Origin of the sequence: Streptomyces sp. NPDC060205, assembly GCF_042728395.1 — a bacterium.
In the GTDB taxonomy this organism is placed as follows: Bacteria; Actinomycetota; Actinomycetes; order Streptomycetales; family Streptomycetaceae; genus Streptomyces.
In genome coordinates this window covers 1-23,305 of the sequence record NZ_JBHWZP010000141.1, presented here as the reverse complement: position 1 = coordinate 23,305, position 23,305 = coordinate 1, and the positions used below count along the sequence as shown (strand labels likewise).

General features: G+C 68.3%; 15 protein-coding genes and 1 pseudogene. 11 read left to right on the top strand and 5 right to left on the bottom strand.

Going from position 1 to position 23,305, the window contains the following annotated elements:
- Nucleotides 1–54: 54 nt before the first annotated feature.
- Nucleotides 55–615: pseudogene (locus tag ACFWGJ_RS24005) on the bottom strand (helix-turn-helix domain-containing protein); the annotation flags it as partial.
- 773 nt (nucleotides 616–1,388) lie between these two features.
- Here ACFWGJ_RS24005 and ACFWGJ_RS24000 point away from each other — a divergent pair.
- Genes ACFWGJ_RS24000 through drmB form a run of 4 tightly spaced genes read left to right on the top strand, consistent with a single transcriptional unit; the run spans nucleotide 1,389 to nucleotide 13,169 of the window.
- Nucleotides 1,389–6,140, top strand: coding sequence for a DEAD/DEAH box helicase (locus ACFWGJ_RS24000; protein ID WP_387327953.1), 4,752 nt, complete (start codon nucleotides 1,389–1,391; stop codon nucleotides 6,138–6,140).
- Complete coding sequence (locus ACFWGJ_RS23995; RefSeq protein WP_387327951.1) at nucleotides 6,137–8,053, top strand: UvrD-helicase domain-containing protein; 1,917 nt, start codon at nucleotides 6,137–6,139, stop codon at nucleotides 8,051–8,053. The genes ACFWGJ_RS24000 and ACFWGJ_RS23995 overlap by 4 nt, the downstream gene beginning before the upstream one ends.
- On the top strand, nucleotides 8,050–11,304 hold the full coding sequence (locus ACFWGJ_RS23990) for a helicase-related protein (protein WP_387327948.1): 3,255 nt from the start codon (nucleotides 8,050–8,052) through the stop codon (nucleotides 11,302–11,304). Before ACFWGJ_RS23995 ends, ACFWGJ_RS23990 begins: the two co-directional genes overlap by 4 nt.
- Nucleotides 11,301–13,169: a DrmB family protein gene (drmB, locus tag ACFWGJ_RS23985; RefSeq protein WP_387327945.1), complete on the top strand. Its 1,869-nt coding sequence runs from the start codon at nucleotides 11,301–11,303 to the stop codon at nucleotides 13,167–13,169. Before ACFWGJ_RS23990 ends, drmB begins: the two co-directional genes overlap by 4 nt.
- A gap of 101 nt (nucleotides 13,170–13,270) precedes the next feature.
- Here drmB and ACFWGJ_RS23980 read toward each other — a convergent pair whose 3' ends face one another.
- Nucleotides 13,271–13,912, bottom strand: coding sequence for an ATP-binding protein (locus ACFWGJ_RS23980; protein WP_387327942.1), 642 nt, complete (start codon nucleotides 13,910–13,912; stop codon nucleotides 13,271–13,273).
- A 225-nt stretch (nucleotides 13,913–14,137) separates the two neighbouring features.
- Between ACFWGJ_RS23980 and ACFWGJ_RS23975 the strand changes: the two genes are divergently transcribed.
- From ACFWGJ_RS23975 to ACFWGJ_RS23950, 6 genes are all read left to right on the top strand, one after another.
- Nucleotides 14,138–14,986 (top strand): helix-turn-helix domain-containing protein, encoded by an 849-nt coding sequence (locus ACFWGJ_RS23975; RefSeq protein ID WP_387327940.1) that lies wholly within the window; start codon nucleotides 14,138–14,140, stop codon nucleotides 14,984–14,986.
- Nucleotides 14,983–15,177: a DUF397 domain-containing protein gene (locus ACFWGJ_RS23970; protein ID WP_387327938.1), complete on the top strand. Its 195-nt coding sequence runs from the start codon at nucleotides 14,983–14,985 to the stop codon at nucleotides 15,175–15,177. The genes ACFWGJ_RS23975 and ACFWGJ_RS23970 overlap by 4 nt, the downstream gene beginning before the upstream one ends.
- A 479-nt stretch (nucleotides 15,178–15,656) precedes the next feature.
- Entirely contained in the window at nucleotides 15,657–16,958 is a 1,302-nt protein-coding gene (locus tag ACFWGJ_RS23965) for a DUF222 domain-containing protein (protein ID WP_387327936.1), read from the top strand.
- Nucleotides 16,959–17,126: 168 nt separating this feature from the next.
- The gene (locus ACFWGJ_RS23960; protein ID WP_387327933.1) at nucleotides 17,127–17,843 is read left to right on the top strand and encodes a hypothetical protein; all 717 of its coding nucleotides are present in this window, start codon (nucleotides 17,127–17,129) and stop codon (nucleotides 17,841–17,843) included.
- Between the two features lie 101 nt (nucleotides 17,844–17,944).
- Nucleotides 17,945–18,769: a rhamnogalacturonan acetylesterase gene (locus tag ACFWGJ_RS23955; protein WP_387327930.1), complete on the top strand. Its 825-nt coding sequence runs from the start codon at nucleotides 17,945–17,947 to the stop codon at nucleotides 18,767–18,769.
- Nucleotides 18,770–18,922: 153 nt separating this feature from the next.
- Nucleotides 18,923–19,225 carry a hypothetical protein gene (locus tag ACFWGJ_RS23950; protein ID WP_387327927.1) on the top strand — a complete coding sequence of 101 codons (303 nt, stop codon included), beginning with the start codon at nucleotides 18,923–18,925 and terminating at the stop codon, nucleotides 19,223–19,225.
- A 52-nt stretch (nucleotides 19,226–19,277) separates the two neighbouring features.
- On the opposite strand, the gene ACFWGJ_RS23945 is transcribed toward ACFWGJ_RS23950, so the two are convergent.
- Nucleotides 19,278–20,321 (bottom strand): GlxA family transcriptional regulator, encoded by a 1,044-nt coding sequence (locus ACFWGJ_RS23945; RefSeq protein ID WP_387327924.1) that lies wholly within the window; start codon nucleotides 20,319–20,321, stop codon nucleotides 19,278–19,280.
- A gap of 172 nt (nucleotides 20,322–20,493) precedes the next feature.
- Between ACFWGJ_RS23945 and ACFWGJ_RS23940 the strand changes: the two genes are divergently transcribed.
- A complete protein-coding gene (locus ACFWGJ_RS23940) occupies nucleotides 20,494–21,021 on the top strand; it encodes a protease (RefSeq protein WP_387327922.1) in 528 nt (175 codons plus the stop codon).
- A gap of 3 nt (nucleotides 21,022–21,024) precedes the next feature.
- Here the strand turns inward: ACFWGJ_RS23940 and ACFWGJ_RS23935 are convergent, their stop codons facing one another.
- Nucleotides 21,025–21,588 carry a DUF4010 domain-containing protein gene (locus tag ACFWGJ_RS23935; protein ID WP_387327920.1) on the bottom strand — a complete coding sequence of 188 codons (564 nt, stop codon included), beginning with the start codon at nucleotides 21,586–21,588 and terminating at the stop codon, nucleotides 21,025–21,027.
- Nucleotides 21,589–21,687: 99 nt separating this feature from the next.
- Nucleotides 21,688–23,154 (bottom strand): MFS transporter, encoded by a 1,467-nt coding sequence (locus ACFWGJ_RS23930; RefSeq protein WP_387327918.1) that lies wholly within the window; start codon nucleotides 23,152–23,154, stop codon nucleotides 21,688–21,690.
- Nucleotides 23,155–23,305 lie beyond the last annotated feature (151 nt).

The following is a 23,305-nucleotide window of genomic DNA, read 5'->3' as shown; positions in this document are numbered from 1 at the left end:
CTGTGGTGGTGTGTTTTTTTTTTATATTTTCCTGTGTTGTATCGGTTTATTTTTCAGTCGACCGTTGTCTAACTGGGCGCGACCAGCGCCTTCCCCGCCGCGGCCTCCCTTCTGGTCGGCCGCGGACTCGGAGACCGCCGAGTAGTGGGGCTGGAGTTCGTCCCACAGGATCGCGGCCCGGAACGTCTCCAACTTCTCACCGGTGAGTTCGTGGATGGTGTACCGCACCCGGACCGGGCGCCCGTTCTCCACGATCCGTTCGTCGAGGCTGTTCTGGCAGGTCTCGCGCGCGAGCACCTGCACATCCGCGTCGAAGGCGAATGCCGCGGCATTCCCTCCGTCGCGTCCGCCGTCCTGGTAGCCGGGTCGGTGGTACCAGGTGACGGGCAGGCCGGCCTGGGTGTCGGTGGTGCGGGTGTGCACCGTGCCCAGATCCGTGCCGAGCGCCTGTGCGATCTCCGCCATGACGGCGGGACGTGGCACCGAGCGTTTGGTGATCCAGGCCGAGACCGCCGCCCGGGTCAGGTTGAGCTCCTGCGCCAGCTCCGTCTGGCTCTTGTTCGCGATCTTGAGCTGACGAGCCAACCAGGGCCCGAACTCTTCACCGACCTCCACACGACCTCCCTCTCTTCGTCTCCGTCGTGCCACCGATCTGACCCTGGACAGGCTAATTTGACACGCGTACGCTCGTCAACAAGCACTTGACGCGGCTCGTCGCACCTCTCGATCCAGTCGACCGCCACATAAGACCGATACGCCCGATTCAAGAATTAATATCCGACTCGCCTCCCGGCTTCAGGAAATCGCAATAGCAAACGACCCATTGGCGGAGTGATCCATTCCGTTCGTCAGCGCGAAATACCCGTAGACCCGAACTGATGAATCCTGGTAGCGTCTGAAGCGTCGGTCTCCGGCTCGCCCAGGAAAACCTCGGCGACATGCCCGAGCTGTGCCTTTTCTCATTTCACACGCCCCGAACATGATCGCGGTACGGGGATCCCAAAAAGGAAATCCGGAGGACGCGTCATCTCATGGAAGACCCTCCCGGTGAGACGGACTCCCCGTACCACTGCCCGCCCTACTCCCAGCGCGAACTCAGCGCCATTCAGTACGATCTGTTATTAGCGAGCACAGAAGCAGAGAGAAAGCAGGTACTCATCTCAGCCGGGATCACGACAGAGGAAGCAGTTGAGCTTTTCCAGTTCCGCCATGAATGCATCGAACCAGACGAAGAATAACTCGTAGGTCTAATTCTCCGTCACTTCCGCCAGAAGAGCCTGAGACCACCTTATTGCAGTTCAAGACGGGTGCATGTCGCTGCTCGACCGTACCTTCCGCTCGTATCCAGCTGTTTCTTCGTGCCGTTCTCCGCAGGAGTCGTGATAGCAGTGACCGATCCCGTAGCCCCCGTCATTCGTACCGTTCTCGAACAGTCTTCTCGCGTTCTGCAGACCTACGAGGTCGACCCCGGCCTAATTCCTGAGCACGCCAACGGCGAGCGTCGCATCACTCAGGGCGGATACGGCGACCGTCAGCTCTTCGAGCTCGTACAGAACGCGGCCGATGAGATCGCCGAAGAACCCGGCGGCACTGTGCAGGTCATTCTGACCGAGGACCACTTGTACTGTGCCAACGAGGGATCACCGGTCACCCCTGAGGGCGCCGAAACCATTCTGCGTATGAGTATGTCGCGCAAGCGTGGCGGCCAGATCGGTCGTTTCGGCGTCGGAGTGAAATCCGTACTCGTCGTCACCGACGCTCCGCAGTTCTTCAGTACTTCCGGTGCCTTCGGATTCGATCGCGAATGGGCTCTGGAGAAGATCCGGGCGGTGCCGGGTGTGCGAGACCACTTGGGCGAGCGGTTCGAGGCACCGGTGCTTCGCATGGCCCGTCCGCTCGACGCGGACTTCGAACGCGCCCAGGACCCCGTGCTCGACGGGCTGCTCGGTTGGGCCACCACCGTCGTCCGGCTCCCCCTGCACCGGGGCGCCGCCGGCAGGCTCGCGCTGGACATGCACGGCGGGCGGACCACGGCCGGAGCGGACCGCGAGGAGTTTCCGCCGGGGTTCCAGCTCCTCTCGCCGCACGTGGCGAAGGTCGTCCTCGAAGACCGACGCCCCCGACCGGCCGTCCGTCGCGTCCTGACCACCGAGCGGTCCGGGAACTTGCACACGGTGCGGGAGGAGCGGACGGGGAAGCGGACCGTCAGCGCCGACTGGCAGGTCTTCTCCAGCTCGCACGAGCCCGGTCCCGCCGCCCGGGCCGACGCGGGTGAACTGCACGACCGTCTCGCACTGGAACTCGCCTGGGCGGTGCCCGCTCTGGAGAAGGACGACAGGACCGGACTGCACATCAGCCCGTTGGCCCGGGGGCGAGGTCGCTTCTGGTCCTTCTTCCCCACCAAGTACGAGATGTCCCTCAGCGGCATCCTCAACGGCGCCTGGAAGACAAACGAGGATCGACAGAATCTGCTCGACTCGTCTCCGTTCAACGAAGAAATGATCAAGGTGTCGGCGTCGCTGGTGGTCGACTCCCTTCCCGGACTGGCCCCCGCCGAGGACCCCGCCGCGTATCTTCCGCTGCTGCCCGGCCGTGTGAAGGAGGCCATCAGCTGGGCCGACGAGTTCCTGACCCGGGAGATCTGGCAGCGGGCGGCCGTCCGTCCCTCGCTCCCCGACCAGGAGGGCGTACTGCGCGTGCCGACCGAACTGCACGTACCACCGCGCCTCGACAAGGACCGGCACGCGGACTGGACTCGGATGTGGCACGCGACGCCCGGCCGCCCGTCGGGATGGCTGCACCCCAACGCCGAGGCGGACACGCTGCGTTCGGGAAAGGTCGAGCACATCCTCGGAACGGCGGGGCACAAGCGGGCCGACGTCCGCGCCTGGTTGGAGGCCTTGGTCGAGTGCGGCACCGCGGAAGCGTCCGCAGCCGCGATCCGCATCGTCGCCGACATGGTCGAGGCCGGTTCGACCTCCGCCGAGGAGGCCCGCAAGGCACGGATCGTCCTCACCGAAGAACACGGGCTCGTCGCTCCCGTCCCAGGTCAGGTCTTCCGCCGCGCCGACGTGGACGGGCTTCGGGAGTCTTTGGTGTACGTGGTGGGTGAGATCGCCCGCGACTCGGGGCTCGCCTCCGCCCTGAACCTGTTGGGCATCCGCGAGGCGGATGTCGAGGGCCGGTTCATCAGCGTGCTGGACCGCGGCTTCGACGGATACGGCAACGCCGAGTGGGAGCGCTTCTGGGATCTGTTCCGCCAGGCCGGCGGTCGTCGGCTGACCCACACCGTGCTCCACCACGTACAGAACATCCGCGAGACCCTGCGAGTGCGGACGGCGGACGGGAAGTTCCGTCCCGTGCGCGACTGCATGCTGCCGGGCGCTGTGGTCGACGCGGGGCGCGACCCGAGCATCGCGGTCGACACCCGGTTCCACTCCGACGACCTGGCCTTCTTCCGCGAGATCGGCCTGCGGGAGCGACCGTCGGCATCGGTTCGTCCGGAGGGCGAGGCCTGGTTCGAGGAGTATCGGGAAGCCGTACACGCGGCCTATCTGCGCGGTCTGAGCCATGGCACCCCCCGTCCCGGCCTCAACCGCCTGAAGGTGGAGGGGTCCGCGATCGGCGGGTCACTGCACCTCTTCCGATCTCTCTCGGAGGAGTCCCGCGCCGCCTTCCTGAAAGCACTTCCGGACGATGCCGTGGTGGACAACTGGACGCGTCAGATCGGCGCGCAGTCGAGCACCCGGCAGGCCGTGATGTCACCGATCCGCTGGATGCTCAGGAAGTACGGCACCGTGGGCACTTCCCAGGGGATCAAGTCACTCGGTGAAGCTGTCGGCCCGCAACTCGCCGCGTATCGGGACGTGCTGGCGGTCGCCGACCTCTCCCCGGAAAAGGCCCGGAAACTGCGCCTGCCGATCACGGTCGAGGACGTGCCGGCCGAGCGTTGGGAAAGTCTCCTCTCGGAGGTGACCCGGAGCGAGGACGACGCCTTCGTAGGCAACACCTATGTGATGCTCACCCGGTTCGAGGCGGCTTTCCCCGAGGACTCGCTGACCCGCTGCCGCATCGGCGACACCTGGAGCACCCGGGCGGACGACGAGATCACCGTCGCCGTCGGTGCGGCCGAGTACCGGGCGCTGCGCGCGGAACAACTTCCCGCACTGCTCGTGGGAACCGAGGCCGACGCCGAGCTGATGGCCGAGAAGTGGGGCATGAGGCGCTACGCCGACGCCATCACCCGGGAGACCCGGGAGGTGCCGGACGGCGATCCGGTCCCGCTCGTCGAGTTGTACCCCGCCCTGCGGCAGCGGCTCAGCGGGGACAACCGGAACAGTCTGGTCCAGCGGTGCAGCGAGCTGGAAGAGGTGACCCGCACCGAGAACGCGGCGAAGTCCCGTCCCTTGGACGCGGTGCGGCAGGGCACCACGGTCAAGGTGCGGGTCCCCCTGGAGCCCGAGCCGATGCTCCGTCTCATCGACCGCGAGCTGGGGCTCGGCCTGGGTACGGCCGGCTGCAGGCTCGTGCTCGAACGTCAGGAGCAGATGGAGCGGGACAGCGCGACGAAGGCCGCCCTGAAGGCGGTGCACGACGCCGAGGACGTGGTCAGCAAGATCGAGCTGCTGATCGGCGCCGACGCCCTCCGCTCCGGTCTCCCCGAAGGTCTGATGCAGGCGGAACTGGAGGAGACCGGAGGCGTGGAGCCGTCCGGGCACCGGATCGCGCAGATGGCCTTCAACGCCCGCGGTGACAGGGTGCTCAACCACCATGCCCGGGACATCCAGGCCAGATTTCCCCATGCGCCCGGCAGCTACGGGGGTCTGTCCGCCGCCGTCAACTTCGTGTCGGGTCTCGGGCTGCCGGTGACCTTCGCCGGTTCCCGGGCACCGGCACCGCCCCTCTTCGAGACGATCGACGGACCGCGGGACTTCCCGGCGCTCCACGAGTACCAGGAAGATCTGGTCCGCAACATCAGCACGTTGCTCGATCGGCTGGCCCCGCAGCGGGCCATGCTCTCCCTGCCCACCGGCGCCGGCAAGACCCGTGTCACCGCGGAGGCCGTGATCCGCTGGGTGAAGCGGGTCGGTGAGCTGAAGGGCCCACTGCTGTGGATCGCGCAGACCGATGAACTGTGCGAACAGGCGGTACAGAGCTGGAAGTTCGTGTGGAGCAAGGTGGGCGCTGAACGTCCCCTCGTCATCAGTCGCCTGTGGAGCAGCAACGAGGTCGGCGACGTCGAGGAGCACCCGCATCTGGTCGTGGCCACGGACGCCAAGCTCGCTCGGTGCCTGGCGACCGACGCGTACGACTGGCTGCGAGAGGCCTCCCTGGTGATCGTGGACGAGGCCCACACGGCGGTCTCGCCCCGGTACACCAAGATCCTTGACGAGCTGGGGCTCAACCGGTACGAGACCCGACGTCACCTGCTTGGTCTCACCGCCACGCCGTTCCGCAACACCAACGAGGAGGAGACCCGCCGGCTGGTCCTCCGCTTCGGGGAACGGCGTCTCGACGACGGGATCTTCCCTTCGGGCGACCCCTACGGAGACCTCCAGGAGTGGGGGATGCTCGCCCAGGTCGAACACCGCACCCTGGAGGGCGGCAACATCGTACTGACCAGCGAGGAGAAGACACAGGCCGACCTCATGGCCATGCTCTCGCGCTCAGCCGAGCAGCGCCTCGTGGAGGACCACGCACGCAGCCGTCGCATCGTGGACGCGGTTGCCGATCTTCCCGACGACTGGCCGACCCTTCTCTTCGCCACCTCCGTGGACCACGCCAACTCCTTGGCCGCTCTGCTGAACGACCGTGACATCCCCGCCGCCGCCGTCGACTCGACAACCAGCCCTCAGGATCGACGCCGACGTATCGAGGAGTTCCGCACCGGCCGCATCCGGGTGCTCACGAACTACGGTGTCCTCACCCAGGGATTCGACGCGCCCGCAACTCGGGCCGTGGTGGTGGCAAGGCCCGTGTACAGCACCAACGTCTACCAGCAGATGATCGGTCGAGGTCTGCGCGGTCCCAGGAACGGTGGCAAGGACACCTGCCTGATCCTGAACGTCAGCGACAACATCGCCAACTTCGACACCCAGCTCGCCTTCACCCAGTTCGAGCACCTCTGGAGCCGGAAGTGAGCGACGCCTACCTCGACAGCCCTCCGCTCACCGACGAACAGCGGGCCGTGGTCGAGCAGCCGTGGGATGCTCGCGTCCTGGTCACCGCCGGTGCCGGCGCGGGGAAGACGCACACTTTGGTGCGCCGGCTCGACGCACTGTGCGGACATGAGGACCCCGACGAGGCGTTGGAGGCCGCAGAGATCCTGGTGCTCACCTTCTCCCGAGCCGCCGCGCGCGAGTTGCGCGAGCGGATCGCCCGGCACGGGGAGCGGGCTCGGCGGGTCCGGGCGCAGACCTTCGACGCGTGGGCCTACGGAGTGCTGGCCCAGGCGTATCCCGATCGCGACTGGGCGACGACCGGATTCGACGAGCGGATCCGGGCCGCCGAGGACGCTGTCGCGAACGGCGCTCTGGAGGTGGGGGACGCCGTTCCTCCCGCTCATGTGGTGATCGACGAGGTGCAGGACCTGGTGGGCGACCGTCGCAGCCTGGTCGAAGCACTGCTCGACCGCTACCAGGAGAACTGCGGCTTCACCGTGGTCGGAGACGCTGCCCAGTTCGTGTACGGCTTCCAGATCGAGGATCCGGCCGAGCGGGCCGACGAGACGAACCTGTTCTTCGACTGGCTGCGGGCCTCGTTCCTCGACGACCTGATGGAGCTGCGGCTCACTGAGAACTTCCGTGCCGCCACCCCGGCGGCACGGGTCGCGCTCGCCCACGGGCCACGCCTCCAGCAGGTGACCGACGCCGACGAGGCGGCGAAACAGTACGAGGAGCTGCGCGACCTGCTCCTGGATCCCGTGAACGGGATGGGCGACCTCACCGATCAGTTCACCTTGGACGGCTTGCGGACCCTCACCGACAGCTGTGCGATTCTCACCCGCGACAACCGTCAGGCGTTGGTGGTCTCCGGTCTGCTTCACGAACATGGCGTCGAGCACCGGCTGCGGCGGCCTCTGGAGGAGCGTCCGGTGCCGTACTGGCCGGCCGAGTTGCTGCGCCGCACCGAGGCGACCGGACTGACCGAGGAACGGTTCCGCTCTCTGCTCGCGGAGATACCGCTGCCGTACGAGCCGAACGCGACGAATCTGTGGACGGTGTTGCGTCGCGTCGCCCGTGGCGGCGGACGGAACGTGATCGATCTGGATCGATTGCGCCGGCTGATCGCCGACGGCCGGTTCCCTGACGAGGCAGGCGACCCGGAGACCGCGCGGATCGTCGTCTCCACCGTGCACAGGTCCAAGGGCCTCGAATTCGACCGGGTGATCGTCCTGACCCCACCGACCGTCGCCGAACTACACAAGCAGCACAAGGACGAGGTCGACCTCCCCGCCGAGGCCCGAGCCCTGTACGTGGCGATGACGCGTGCTCGCCAGGACCTCTACCACATGGCACCCCCCGAACTGCCGCAGTTCAGGCGAGCAGGCAGACGGAACGGTGCTCGGCGCTACATCGGTGGTTGGCGCTCGTACGACCGGTTCGGCATCGTCGCCGAACCCGGCGACGTGTCTCGGGACGACCCGCCCGGCGCGGACGGCGACGCCGTCGCCACCCAGGCCCATCTTCTGCAACAGGTCGGCCCCGGACAGGCGGTGGTGCTGCGCAAGCGCCACGATCTGCCGATGGGTGAGTCGCAGAGCCCGCCGTACGTCCTGATGCACGACGGACGGGAGATCGGCGAGGCCTCACGACGATTCCGCGAGGAGTTGCACCAGGTGCAGAAGGTGAACAGGACCTGGGAACCCTGGTGGCCCGACGAGATCCGTGATCTGCGGATCGACACCCTGGAGACCGTGACGGGCAGTCCCGCCGCCGGGTCGAACGCCGGGTTGGGCGACCGGGGCGTGTGGATCGTTCCGAGGATCACCGGCATCGGGAAGTTCCGTCGGGTCGGCGACGACGCCGACCACAACGAGGAGCAGAGCGCATGACAGACGTGGCAGACCGGCACTCCGAGCACTACCGGGTCCGGGACGAGGAATTGCTGGTGGGACTCCGCCGTGAGCTTCTCGGCCCCGCCGAGGACGCCGGTCCGGACGACCGGGGCGAGGTCCTCACCCAGGACGCGCCGATCGACCGTTACCTGACCGGGGTGCTGTATCCGCGGGCGGCGGACAAGGCCGCGGAGGAACGGAGGAAGGAGGAGGCCGCCGAGCAGGACGGCCTGGACAACGCACCGCTGCTGACCCGCGACGACGTCGAGGAGTCCGCCACCGAGCAGGATCTCGGCAGGGCGGGGGACCGTCGACCGTCCTCGATGGGACTGACCTTCGCGGTGGACCCGACCATAAGCGGCACGATCGTCGTCTCGACACGCGCTGCCGTGTACCAGCCCACCGACGCGGACGGGAAGCAGGTCGAGCCACGCCGTGCCGAAGCCCGCACCACCTCCGACCAGCAGGAACACTGGCGGCGCGTGGAACTCGAACTTCCTGATCACCCGGTCGACGTCACCACGCCCGACAGCGACAAGCGGGAGACCCTGCGCGAAGGGGTCGACCTGCGCGTCAACGTACGGCGCCTCGACCCCACCACCGGCACGGTCACGATCACGGTGACTCTGGTCAATGAGCACAAGATCGGCAAATGGGATCTCCAGGATGCCTTCTCCTTGTTCCAGTGCGGCCTGACGGTGCGGGCCGCCGACGGGTCCACTGCGTTCGTCGAACGTTCCGCCCCCCACGCCGCCCACGACCCGGAGATCGCCACGAGCCGATTGCTGCACCGCCACGCGCCGACCTTCGCCGTCGGGCACGGCTGCTCCGCGGAATGGGACTGGACGCCGTCGCCGATCGGCGTGACCGACACGGAAGACGCAGCTGTCACCGAGATCCGCAGCCAGTTCGTGCCGTCCGTGGAGGTGCTGCTCACCGACTCCAACCCGGAGATCGACAGTTCGGCGCTGTCCATGCTGGGGCTGGCGGAGAAGCCCGACACCGAGATACTGGCCGCACTGGAGAAACTCGCCACGGGGTACGAGCGGTGGATCGCGCGCAAGGCGAGCGAGGCCGAAGCGTTGACGGGCGGCAACCATGAGGACGCCGCGCGGAACCAGGTGAAGGCCTGCGACGAAGCGCTCGGCCGGATCCGCGAGGGCATCGAGTTGCTGCGGGCCAAGCCCGACCTGATGAAGGCGTTTCGACTGGCCAATCACGCCATGGCGGAGCAGCGTGCCCGCAGCGCCTGGGTGAAGAAGGGACGCATCGGCGCCCCCGACCTTGCCGCGGGCTGTTGGCGCCCCTTCCAGATCGCGTTCCTGCTGCTCTGTCTGGCCGGCATCGACGACCCCGGACACGACGACCGCGAGGTCTCCGACCTGCTGTGGTTCCCCACCGGCGGCGGCAAGACCGAGGCCTATCTCGGTCTGATCGCCCTCACGTCGTTCCTGCGCCGTATCCGCAAGGGCGCGGACGGTGGCGGTGTCACCGTCCTCATGCGCTACACCCTTCGTCTGCTCACCCTTCAGCAGTTCGAACGTGCGGCGATCCTGCTCTGCGCCATGGAGCGGCTGCGGCTGCGCACGCCCGAGCTGGGCGACGAGAAGTTCTCCGTCGGCATGTGGGTGGGGCGTTCGGCCACTCCCAACAAGTTGGAGGTGGCCGGCCAGAAGCTCAGCGAACTGCGCAGGTCCTTGGACAAACGTCTCGCCAAGGAGAATCCCGTCCAGCTGCACGCCTGCCCATGGTGCGGGACCCGTCTGGACGCCCGGGACTACGAGGTCGACGAGGACGCCAAGCGGATGCACGTCCGCTGCCCCGGCGCGGACTGCGACTTCGCCGACGGCCTGCCCGTTCACCTGATCGATGAAGCGGTGTACGACGCACGGCCGACGTTGGTGATCGCCACCGTCGACAAGTTCGCCTCGATGCCTTGGCGTCCGGAGACCTCCGCCCTCTTCAATCTGGACGACCCGAGCGACCGTACTCCGCCCCCGGAACTGATCGTCCAGGACGAACTGCACCTGATCTCCGGCCCGCTCGGCACCCTCACCGGCCTCTACGAGACTGCGGTGGACGCTCTCGCCGATCGACCCAAGGTGATCGCTTCCACCGCGACCATCCGCCGCGCCGCCGACCAGGGTCGCCATCTCTTCGACCGCGAGGTACGACAGTTCCCTCCTGCCGGCCTGGACGCCCGGGACTCGTGGTTCGCCGTGGAAACACCCCGGGAGGAGAAGGCAAGTCGCCGGTACGTCGGCCTCCTGGCTCCCGGTACCAGCCAGTCCACCCTGTTGATCCGCACGTACGCCACGCTGTTGCACCGGGCGAAGCACGCGGACACGAAGGACGAGTTCCGCGACGCGTACTGGAGCCTCGTCGGTTACTTCAACAGTCTCCGGTTGCTCTCCGCGGCTGAACTCCAGGTGCACGACGACGTGGCCGCCTACCTGGAACTGCTCGCCGATCGTGAGCAGGCGACGGTCCGCACGGTCACCAACTACTCGGAACTGACGAGTCGGGTCGACGCCAGCGAGATCCCGACCCGGCTCAAGGGCATCGAGAAGAAGTTGCCCGACGAGGACACCGTGGACGTCCTGTTGGCCACCAACATGATCGCGGTGGGGGTGGACGTGGACCGTCTCGGGCTCATGGCCGTGATGGGACAGCCGCAGACCACGGCCGAGTACATCCAGGCAACCAGCCGCGTAGGTCGCGCGCACCCCGGTCTGGTGGCCGTTATGCTCAACGCCACGCGAGCGCGCGACCGTTCGCACTACGAGGGATTCCAGCACTTCCACTCGGCCCTCTATCGAGAGGTCGAGTCCACCTCCGTCACCCCGTTCTCCGCCCGTGCTCGCGAACGAGGTCTGCACGCGGTGATCGTGGCGCTCGCCCGCATCCTGATCCCGGCCGCACGACCGAACGAGAGTGCCGCCGAGGTCGAGTCGTACGAGGACGTCCTGCGGGGTGAGGTCAAGAACATTCTCATGCGCCGCGTCCGCACGGTCACCCCGGAGGAGGCCGATGCCACGTCCCGAGCTTTCGACGAGTTCGTCGACTGGTGGTTCGAGGAGGCCGACAACCACTCCGGCCTGCTCTTCGAACCCCGGCGGGGCAATCGTGCCCCCTCACTTCTGAAGTCGTACGACGACGAGTCCGAGGACGCCGAGGCGTGGTCCACGCTGTGGAGCCTGCGAGACGTCGACGCCGAGTCCGCCCTGTTCATGGAGGGAACCCGATGACCCCGCCCCCCGCTCGTCGGCGCCGTGCGACCGCGATGGGCGGGACACCCGCTCACAACCTGCCCCGGCGAGGTGCAGTCCGCCGCGCTCAAGCCATCACCACGTACGGCGTGGGATCGCTCATCGCCGTCGACCACGAGTCCTTCGTCGTCTCGGGCCTCGACGGCGCCGAGAACAGTTGGAGGCCCGACGAGGCTCCGCGGATCCACGAACGGCGTCTGGCCCGCCTGCTGGACGTCAGCCATTTCCGGCTGCCGCCGGCATCCGACGACGACAGCAGGGACGGGATGCGGGTCCGACGCTTCCCTTTGATGCACTCCTGTCCCGAGTGCACCGAACTCCAGCGCCATCGCGACTTCAACCCCCCGGAGGGGCGGAGCGTGTGCGGTACGTGCGAGGTCGACCTCGTCCCCTCCCGTTTCGTAGTCGCGTGCGAGGCCGGGCACCTCGGCGAGTTCCCGTACTGGCAGTGGGTCCACCGCTCGACCGAGCGCGGGGCCACGGCCGCCGGCCAGTGCGGTGGAGGCCTCCGGCTGCGTTCGTCAGGACGTACGTCGTCCCTCCGCTCGATCATCGTCTCGTGCACCTGCGAAAAAGCGCCCGAGGTCTCGATGGAGGGCTCCTTCCGCAGGAACGCCCTGAAGGATCTTGGCCTCACCTGTCGAGGAACCCGGCCGTGGCTCGGCGCGTCCGCTCCCGCCGAAGAGTGCGGTCGCCCCCTGCGCACACTTCAGCGCGGTTCCTCCACCGTTTGGCAGCCGGTGTTGAAGTCGGCGCTCTCCATCCCACCGTGGAGCGACGGCCGTTCGGATCCGCTCGCCGAGCACTGGGAGAAACTCCGGAAGCACAAGGATCGCGCAGCCGTCGAGGGCTACCTCGACGCGATCTTCGACGAGAAGTGGCCCGTCTCCCTGGACGAGGTGATGACGCTGCTCGACGCGGAGCGTGAGGAGGATCCCGACGGCAGCGAGAATCGTTCCTTCGATCACCGTTATCGCGCGCTCCGCAACAAGGAGTACGAGCGTCTCCGCGCGGGCAACGACGAGAGCGACCATTCCCACGACGAGCAGTTCGTCTGCGAGAACCCGTCAGGTGACACGGGCGAACTCGAACCGCTCGGCATCACCGGCCCGATGCTGGTGAAGAAGCTGCGCGAAGTGCGTGCGTTGAAGGCGTTCACTCGACTCGCCGATCCCGACTCGTCCACCGAGTCCCACGAGATGCCGCTCTCCGCTTCCTCCATGCGATGGCTCCCGGCCATGGAGGTCCACGGCGAGGGGGTCTTCCTCCGCCTGGACGAGACCCGGCTCGACGCCTGGCAGAAGAAGCACGCGACGGCGGTGGCCCGCGCCGAGCGGATGCGTAGCGCTCATCAGCGGGTGCTGGAGGAGCGCGCCGGTGAGCAGCACCAGGCCGTTCTCTCCCCTGCTTCCCCCCGCATGGTGCTGCTGCACACCCTGGCGCACGTGCTCATCAACGAGTGGAGCCTGGAAGCGGGCTACCCGGCAGCCGCTCTACGTGAGCGTCTGTACGCCGACGACGACATGGCGGGGGTGTTGATATACACGGCCACGAGCGATTCTGCGGGCAGTCTCGGCGGTCTCGTCGCACAGGGCGAACCCGCGCTCCTGGGCCGTACGCTCCGTTCCGCCGTCCGCCGTGCCGAGTGGTGCTCCTCCGACCCGCTCTGCATGGAGACCGGCTTGTCCAGCACCGGCGGGACGAACATGGCTGCCTGCCACGCCTGCGTGATGCTCCCTGAGACGAGCTGCGAGCACAACAACATCCTGTTGGACCGCGCGCTGCTCGTCGGTACCCCGGAAGAACCGGATCTGGGCTTCTTCGCGGACGTACTGCACCCCTGACACTCCATGGATCGCGGGACACCGGTCCACGCCGGTGTCCCGCACCACGTACGTTCCAAGGTCGAGGACGGTTCCGGAACGGAGCCGGACAGGGGCTTCGCTCAATTCACCACGCTCATCGCAGACTGGTTCTCGAAGCGCCGCTGCGCACGGTCCAGAACCTCTTCCTCGTCGGAGCCGTACGCACGAAGCCAGTGCAGGAAATCCGTGATGATCTCGATCACCGCCTCCTCGGCCAGAGCCGTGCTCAGCCGACTCGGTCCCGGCTCGCCCGTCCGCGTCGCCTCTGCGTGGAGGTGCAACAGCGCTTCGGCTCGGGTGACACCCGGGATCGCCACCGGGTGGTCTCGGGCGTCCGGCGCCGTCCCCAACTCGCACCAGGTCACCTTCTTGTCGGCGAGGAGTCGGACGCCCCACCGGTCGGTCACAGCGGTGATGAGATCCATGCCCCGTCCCGACTCGGAGTCGACCCCTTCGTTGCGGAGTGTGGGCAGCGCACGGGTGTCAGGGTCGTGGAGCTCGATGCGCAGACCGGCCCCCTCCTTGCTCACGATCAATGTGGCGGGCGTGCCGGGACCGACATGGGTGATCACGTTGGAGACGAGTTCGCTGACACAGAGCTGGGCCGTGTCGATGAGTTCGTCCAGACCCCAGCGTCCCAGGTGGACCGGTAGGGCGGAACGTAGAGCCGACACCTCCTCGGCCTCCGCCAGGAACTGCAGCTTCCACCGGCGAAGTGACACACAGGCTTCCCGAATCACGAATGCCCCTCTCGTCGCATGTCCACTCCCCGACTCCACATGAGCAACAGAGCGTCACGTGCGTTCACAGGGAGTTGCTTCATCGGAAGAATGGCGCGATCACATCCCGAAATGCAATGTGCACGGCGGGATTCCCACTTCCGAGTGATTGGCAAGCACGCCCCTTGGCACCAGACTGATCGCCGGTTACTGCGAAGGGTGTTGGGGATGGCAGGTTCACCGACGGCACGTCGTCGTCGACTCTCGATCGAGCTGAAGAAGCTGCGCGAAGCCAACGCCCTCACATGCGCACAGGTCGGTGCGGCCCTGGACTGGAGTGGCTCCAAGGTCAATCGGATGGAGACGGGGAGCGGCAGGGTCCAGCCGTCCGACATCGATGCACTGTGCCGCTATTACGAGACCGACGACGAGTTGCGGGAGTTCCTGAAGTCGCTTGCAAGACAGGCCAAGACACGGGGGTGGTGGCAGGAGCACGGGTCGGGGGTGCCCCAGTGGTTCTCCATCTACATCGGCCTTGAGCAGGAGGCCTCCACGTTCCGCCAGTACCAGTGCGAGCTGCTCCCCGGGCTCATGCAGACTCCGGCGTACGCGGGCGAACTGCACACGACGGGGGCCCATCTGCCGGCCCAGGACATCGAACGGGCCGTGCGTGTGCGCATGGAGCGCCAAACCATGTTGTCGCGGCCCGGAGCCCCGGACGCCTGGTTCGTCGTGAACGAGGGGTCCCTCCGCAATGTCATCGGGGAGCGGGCCCTGATGCGAGAACAGCTCGAACGCCTTTTGGAGTGCTCCGAGCTGCCGAGCGTCACCCTGCAGATTCTTCCGTTCGACTCAGGCACCTACCCGGCCACGGGATCGTTCACCATGCTCGGATTCCCCGACCAGGAGGACCCGGACATCGTGTACCGGGACGGCATCACCGATGCCGTCTACCTCGAAGGGGAGCATCATGTGCGGGAGTACACCCGGGCTTTCGACGGCTTGCGGGCCGCCGCTCTGAGCCCTCAGCGCTCCGTCCAGCTGATCAAGTCCGTTCTTAAGGAATACGCAGGATGAAGACTGCACAGCCTGCCACCGACGCTCCCTCGTCGTGGTTCAAGTCCTCCTACAGCAACGGCGCGGGCGGTGAGTGTGTCGAGTGCGCCCCCGCTGCCGGTGGAGCCCTCCTGCGCGACTCCAAGGATGCCGACGGGCCCGTACTCACCGTTCGTGTTCACGCTTGGCATGCCTTCATACGGGCGTTGTAAAGCGGGCGGGAGTGGTGAGCCCTGCCCTTCTCGGTGCTGTTGGGGCCGCGCGCTTCTTGGCAGTGTCGTGCCTCCGCGCGCCGCGTAAAGGGCGGCCTGCGGCCGTCGCCTGCGGCGATTGCGCTTCGCTTCACCCTTGACCCGGCCCGCTCCAGCACGGGTGAGAAGCGAGCGCGCGTCCCGGAAAAGCGGGGGCCCACCGGGTGGGATGCGGGCGGGTTGGTTGGGATGTGGGGCGGGGCTCGGGGGCGCGGTCGCGTCTCGCCAGCACGCCGGGTTGGGGTGGCGGCTTTCGGCTCGTGGGCTGCGCTGGGTCGTGGTTGGCGAGCGTGCGTGTCGCGTGCGGCCATGGTTGTTTGTTCTTTTAGTTACTCGTTCGACCTGGCGTAATCACGCAGAGTGAGGGACAATTGAGGGAGCGGCTTGCCCCGGGGGAGGGCGAGTTCGTGGTGTCTTGGGTTGCCAGGGGGGTGGCTGGGGTGAGCACGGGGGCTTTGGATTCTTGGGTTGCCCTGCTGCGGGAGCAGGCTCCTTCTGGTGAGAGTGCCGCTTCTCTTGATGAGGTGCGCAGCGAGTGGCTTTCTCCTCGGGGGCGGATCGATGCGCTTGCCGTGGTGGAGCGGCATCTGTCCTGGTTGCAGGCCAAGCAGGTCGAGTTGCTGGCCGCGATCGGTGCTCATGCCGATGCTCCGCCGGATAAGGCCGGTGTGGATTTGGATGGGCTCTTCCTTGGTGAGTGGGACTGTGCCGTCGAGGAAGTTGCCTGTGCGCTCAAACTCGCCAACTCCACCGCCGCTCAGCGGCTGGAGACCGCTCGGCTGTTGAGTAGGCGGCAGCCGGTCACCCTGGGGTTGTTGCGTGACGGGGAGATCTCTTATCAACAGGCCCGTACCGTCGCGGAGCAGTGTGCCGTGTTGCCGGACGACGTGGCCGGGCGGGTGGAAGAGGCCCTTGCCGAGAAGATGCCTCAGCAGGCCGCGGGGCAGACTCGGGCCGCCGTGCGACGGGAGGTTCTTCGAGCTGATCCCGCAGGGGCCGAAGCTCGTCATCAGGAGCGTGTGCGGGAGCGGAAGTTGTTGTCCTACCCGCAGGACGACGGGATGGCTCTGTTCGGGGCCGTGTTGCCCGCTCAGCGCGCCGCCGTGATGGAGCAGGTCGTGGAGGCGTACGCCGTCGGGTACGGGGACGATGGGCGCACCCTTGATCAGAAGCGGGCCGATGCGTTGTACGACCTCGTGGTCGGACAGGGCCAAGGGCAAGGGGGCGTGGGGGTTGGTGGGGCTGCCGCCGTCGTTCAGGTCACCGTGCCGCTCGATGTGCTGATGGGGCTCAATGACGGGCCGGGAGAGCTCAAGGGGTACGGGCCCATCGCCGCTTCTCAGGTTCGTGAGGTCGCCTTCGCTGCTGGGAGCGTCTGGCGGCGGCTTCTTGTTCAGCCTGAGAACGGGCTTCTGGTGAAGGTCGATCCCCTGACCTATCGGCCCACCGCCGACACCGTTCGGCACGTTGTCGCACGGGATCAGTACTGCGCCTTTCCCAGTTGTCGGATGCCCGCCCGGCGTTGCGATCTCGATCATGTCCGGCCCTTCGACCATGACCGGCCCGAGCGGGGCGGGCCGACGACACCGAGCAATCTTCAGCCGTTGTGTCGGCGGCATCATCGGCTCAAGACTCACCATCCGGGGTGGAGAGTTGTTCGCAATCCCCGTTCCGGTGCCGCCGTCTGGACCGCCCCCACCGGGCACAGGTATGTCAACAGACCTCCCGTGCGGTGCGAGTGAGTCGTCCGGGTCCGGTCGAGCCTGGATCCGTCGTGTCCCGGCGCGCCCTGTTGAGGAGGTGGGAGGTAGGGAGGGGCGGATGCATCCGTTCCCTTGCGTTCCTCTTGGTATTGGCGCCCGGAGGGGTGGTGTCCGGTCCGCTCGGGGATGATCTGTCCCATGGGGCACATGGGGCATGAGAAAGGGCGCGGGGCGGACATGGACGACGCCCTGGCGTGGGACGAGCGGTTGGCCTGGGCGTACGGGCTGATCTCGAAGAATCCCGCCGAGCGGGCCGTCGCACTCGATCACTTGGCCTCCGCGCAGAAAGCGGCGGCGGAGGCCGTGGCGCGCTTCAACACGACGTTGATGTCGCTGCAGGAACAGGGGGTGGAGGAGCCGTACGAGGTTCCGGCTCTGCGGTCGGCCTGGGAGGAGCGGCTGCGGGCCGGGGCCCGTTCGCTGCCCGACGGTGTGTGGAACAGCCTGGATCACGAGGACATCGTGGAGTGGCCGGGGCTGCCCTACGCCCTGCTCTTCCTGGAGTGGGAGGCCCGGTACCCGGACGAGTGGACCCTCGCCGCCAAGGAGTGGGGCACGAAGGAGAAGCTCATCCGGGAGCTGGCCGTGGACTCCGTCGGGCGGGATCCGGTGGCCCGGACCAAGCTGATCGACCTGGTGGAGATCGTCGTGCGGCGGGCCTATCGCTGCAAGGACCGCGAGTACGTGCGTGTGGCCCGGGTCGTCGACGGGCCTCCGCTGCGGGTGCGGCTGGAGGCGGCGCGGCGTTCGGAGAATCCGTGGGCCCAGTTGCACGCCGGGTACGTGCTGTGGCTTCTCGACCGGCCTGACGTGCCGAACAGCCCAGTTGTCTGGCGTACCTGGCTGGCGGACGCGCAGCAGTGAGCGACGCGCGGCAGTGAGCAGCGGCGAGCGGCGGCAACCTTTCCCTCCGCTGCTGCCACCCCTCTCTGGCAACCCTTCAACTCCTCCAAGGGGACGGTCAGATGAGCCGCAACAGCAACAGCAGCCGGGTGAGCAGTCGCAGACGGTTCCTGGGCGGTGCCGCGGGCGCGGCCGGTGCCGGGGCCCTCGGGGTGCTGGGGCTGCCCGGGGCCGCGCGGGCCGCCGCAGCGGCGACCGGCACCCTCTACATCGCCAGTGACTCCACCGCGCAGACCTACAGCTCCGGCTACTACCCCCAGGCCGGCTGGGGCCAGAAGCTGTCCGCGTACTTCACGTCGAACATCACCGTCGCCAACCGTGCCATCGGCGGGCGCAGTTCGCGTTCCTTCATCGAGCAGGGGCGGCTGGCCGCGATCCATCAGGTGATCAAGGCCGGTGACTACCTCTTCGTGCAGTTCGGGCACAACGACGCCACCGTGGGCAACGCCGAGCGGTACACCTCCCCCGCCGACTACAAGGAGTACCTGCGCAACGACTACATCCGGGGCACCCGCGCGCGGGGCGCCACCCCCGTCGTCGTGACGCCCGTCTCGCGGCGCTCCTACAACGCGACGACCGGGAAGTTCAACGTCTCCTTCCCCGCGTACGTGGATGCCGCGAAGGCGGTCGCGCAGGAGGAGGGTGCTCCGCTGGTCGACCTCTCGGCGGCCAGCCGCGCCTATCTTGACGGGATCGGCGTCGAGGCGTCCAAGGGGATCTTCCTGTGGCTGGACGCCGGGCAGTACCCGAACTTCCCGAACGGAGTGCAGGACAACACCCACTTCCAGGAGCGCGGCGCCGTCGAGATGGCCCGCCTCGTCGCCCGCGCGGTGGCGGGGCTGGGACTGCCGCTGTCGGGAGAGGTGGTGCCGGGCCTCGCCCGGTAGGGCGGATGGGCGGATGGGCGGATGGGCCAGTGAGCGGGTGAGCGGGGCGGCTGACCGGCGGGCCCACGGGTCCGCGGGCCCGCGGACCGGCGGGCTAGTCTCGGCTGATCGTCGAACAGTGGCCGTCGGACGTGACAGCAGCAGGAGGCAGTGATGGCGAAGGTACCGACCGCGGTGGTGGCCGCGAGTGGGCTCATCGGTGGGTTCGGGGTCGCCCGCTGGACCCGGAAGCGGCAGCTCGGCGGGGTCGTGCTCGCCGCCGCCGGGGCAGCCGCCGCCCAGCAGTGGCGGCAGCAGGCCGGCGGGCGGGCCGCCGGGGCGCTGACCGCCGTGTACGTCGCCGCCTTCGCCGGATCCCATCCGCTCGCCAAGAGGGTCGGGGCGTGGCCCGCGGTGTTCGGGGCGGCCGGGGCCGTCGCCCTGGCGTCGTGGGCCGTGGCCGACCGGCGGGGCTGAGACCCGGCCCCGCTGCGGCGCCGCCCACCGTGGTGCGGTCCGCTCCCCCGGTTCAGCCCCGCCCGGCCCCGCTCAGCCGGGCGAGATCGGAGTCCGCCGGCCGGGCGCGACCGGTGTCCGCCGGCCGGACCGAGTCGGTCTCCGTGCCCTCCGGTGCTCCCCGGAACGCCCTCCGGTACGCCTGCGGGCTCGTCCCCACCACCCTCTTGAACCGGTCCCGGAAGGCGGTCGGCGAGCCGAACCCCGCCTGCACCGCGATCCGTTCGACGGGGTGGGACGTGTTCTCCAGAAGGTGCTGGGCCCTGCGCACCCGCGCCAGGTGCAGCCACTGCAGCGGGGTCGTACCGGTCTGCTCGCGGAAACGGCGGTTGAGCGTACGGGCGCTGGTGCCGGCCCGGGCCGCGATGTCGTCCAGCGTCAGGTCGCGGCCGGCGTTCTCCTCCAGCCAGTTCAGCAGGGGTTCCATCGTCGTACCCGCCGGGGCCGGGGGCCGGTCGTGGACGATGAACTGGGCCTGCCCGCCCTCCCGTTCGAGCGGCACGACGGACATCCGGGCCGCGTGGGCGGCGACGGCCGAGCCGTAGTCCTTGCGGATCATGTGCAGGCACATGTCCATCGCCGCGGCGGCGCCCGCCGAGGTGAGGAACTGGCCGTTGTCGACGTAGAGGACGTTGGGGTCGACCGCCACCTCCGGGTGCATGACCGCCAGGTCCGCGGCGGCGATCCAGTGCGTGGTCGCCCGCTGTCCGTCGAGCAGCCCGGTGGCGGCGAAGAGGAACGCGCCGACGCAGATCGAGGCGATGCGCGTACCGTTCGCGGCCGCCGCGCGCAGGGCCTCGGCCACCCCGGGCGGCAGCGGGGAGGTCGGGTCCGTGGTGCCGGGCACGATGATCGTGTCCGCCTCGGCCAGCGCCTCAAGTCCGTACGGCGCCCGCACGGTGAACGCCCCCGCGCTCACCTCCTCGGCCGGCGAGCAGACCTTGATCCGGTAGGGCGCGCGGCCGTCGGGCAGCCGGGCCCAGTTGAACGTGTCGATCGGAGCGGAGAGATCGAACGGGATGACCTGGTCGAGCGCCAGTACGGCCACGGTGTGCATGGCAAAAGCATAGGCAGGCGACGGATTACGGCCACGGCGGGGTCAGAGGGCCAAGGGCCGTGTTCCCGTGTTTCTGGGGCGTGGAGAGCTCGGTCAGGGCTGGCGAGAATCCGTTGAAGACTGGCAGTACCGCCACTTCTCGAAGATCCGGTGCGCCGCCTACCGTCCCCTCGTGACCAAGTTCCTCCTCGTCCTCCATGTCCTCGTCGCGATCGTCGCCGTCGGTCCCGTGACCGTCGCGGCCAGCATGTTCCCGCCCAGCGCCCGGCGCGCCCTCGCCGAACCGGACAGTCCACGCGCCACGGAGACCGTGCGTCTGCTGCACCGGATCTGCCGGGTGTACGCGGGTCTGGGCATCGCCGTTCCCGTCCTCGGCATGGCCACGGCGCTCAGCATGGGCGTCCTCCACGACACCTGGCTGATCGTCTCCATGGTCCTGACCGGGATCGCGGCGGCCGTCCTGCTGGCGCTGGTGCTGCCGCGCCAGGAGGAGATCATCGAAGCGGTGGAGGCGGCGTCCGAGAAGGCCGCCGAGGCGTCGGCGGTGCCCGGGGACGCGGGTACCTCCGTGTCCGCCGCGGTCGCCGTGAACCCCCGGGTGACCGTCCGGCTCGCCATGTTCACCGGAATCTTCAACCTGCTGTGGGCCACCGTCACGATCCTCATGATCGTGCGGCCCGGTTCCACGACGGGCGCCTGACACTCACGCCCGCTGCTGGGCCCGGGGCCGGGGCTGTTGCCGGGACCGGGCCCGGGGCTGCGGCTGGGGGTGGAGCTGCGGCTCGCACTGCGGCTGGTGGGCGGACACCAATCCGTCCAGGGATTCCTCCGCGTCCCCCCTGAGCCGCCGGCCCACGGACGTCGCGACGAGCACGCCCGCGGCGATGACGAGGGTGGAGGACGCCCAGATCAGCTGCCACGGCCAGCCGGGCGCCCCGGCCGGCTCGGGCGGCTCCGGGTGCGTGTGGAACGAGAGGTACATGAGCGCGGCCGGCGGCACCGCCACCAGCAGCAGGGGCCAGGCGAGGGCGTCACGGTGGCCGAAGTAGACGGCCAGCAGGAGCAGCAGCACGGCCAGGGCCGTCACTCCGAGGACGGTCACCGGCGTCGCCGCCACGGTCGAACCGGGTGACGCGGGGTGGTCGCGCAGATCCCGTGGGAGGCAGAGGAGGTACGCCGCCGAGGACAGGGCGGCACCCAGCAGGCGGGTCGGCCAGCGTTCCGTCCAGGGGCGCTTCGACAGCGGGCCCAGCAGCTTCTCGGTCATGGGAACAAAGGTCCCTCTGTCGTACACAGGGCCGACAGAGTACGCGTACTCAGTTCCCGCCGGTTCCTCTGAGTGCCGTTCCTCAAGCGCCCCCGGCGATCAGGACGCCTCCGCCGTCGACAGGGGGCTGGCGATGTCCTCCAGGGAGCGGCCCTCCGCCCGTACCGCGAGCAGTGCCGCGACCAGGCCCGCCGCGCACATCAGGCCGGCGCCGATCTGGAAGGCGAGGACCGTGTCGCCGACGACACCCGTGCTGGTCAGCTCCGAGAAGATCAGCGGGCCGCTGATACCGCCCGCCGCGGTGCCCACGGCGTAGAAGAAGGCGATGGCCATCGCGCGGGTCTCCATCGGGAAGATCTCGGAGACCGTCAGATACGCGCTGCTCGCGCCCGCCGAGGCGAAGAACAGGACCACGCACCAGCAGGCGGTCAGGGTGGTCGCGGTCAGCGAGCCCCGGTCGAAGAGCCAGGCCGTGCCGAAGAGCAGGATGCCGGAGAGCAGATACGTGGACGAGATCATGATCCGGCGGCCCACGGTGTCGAAGAACTTGCCGAGGAGCAGCGGGCCGAGGAAGTTGCCGACCGCGATGACGGCGAAGTAGTAGCCGGTGTTGCCGGTGGGGACGTCGAAGAACTTGGTGAGGATCGCGCCGAAGCCGAAGGTGATCGCGTTGTAGAGGAACGCCTGCCCGATGAAGAGGGAGAGGCCGAGGACGGCGCGCTTGCGGTACGTCGTGAAGACGGTACGGGCGATCATGCCGAAGCCGATGCTCTTGCGCTGGTGGATGGTGATCTCACCGGCGGGCGGTGGCAGGTCGCGTCCGGTCTCCTCCTCGATCTGCCGCTCGGCATCGGTGACCAGGCGTTCCGCCTCCTCCCCCTTGCCGTGGATGAACAGCCATCGCGGGCTCTCGGGGACGTTGCGGCGTACGAGGAGGATCACCAGGCCGAGGACGACACCGAGGACGAAGGTGAGCCGCCAGCCGACGTTCATCGCGAACAGGTCCGTGTTCAGCGCGACGATCGACAGGAGCGAACCGGCGATCGCGCCGAGCCAGAAACTGCCGTTGATGATCAGGTCGACCCGGCCGCGGTACTTCGAGGGGATCAGTTCGTCGATCGCCGAGTTGATGGCCGCGTACTCGCCGCCGATGCCGAAGCCGGTGAGGAAGCGGAAGAGGAGGAACCACCAGGTGGAGAAGGAGAGCGCCGTCATGGCGGTGGCCGCGAGGTAGACGGCCAGGGTGACCATGAACAGTTTGCGGCGGCCGAACTTGTCGGTCAGCCGGCCGAAGAACAGGGCGCCCGCGCAGGCTCCGGCGACGTACAGGGCGGCGGCGATGCCGGTGACCTGGGCGGCCGAGATGGGCAGTCCGCTGCCCTCCTCGGAGAGCCGGCCGGCGATGTTGCCGACGACGGTGACTTCGAGACCGTCCAGGATCCAGACCGTGCCGAGTCCGATGACGATGGTCCAGTGCCAGCGCGACCAGGGCAGGCGGTCGAGTCGGGCGGGCACGGCGGTGGTGACGGCTCCGGTCTCGGCGGATCCGGCATCGGTGACGGCCATGGCACCCCTCCTTGCGGCTCGGGAACATCTCCCCGAGTGCCCCGATCCGCCGAGCTCTCACCTAGCCGGTGGGGGGGCGGTCTGCGGGTTGTGCGTTGGCTGCGGGCCGGTGGGGGCCGTTCGCGCAGTTCCCCGCGCCCCCAGGTACCCA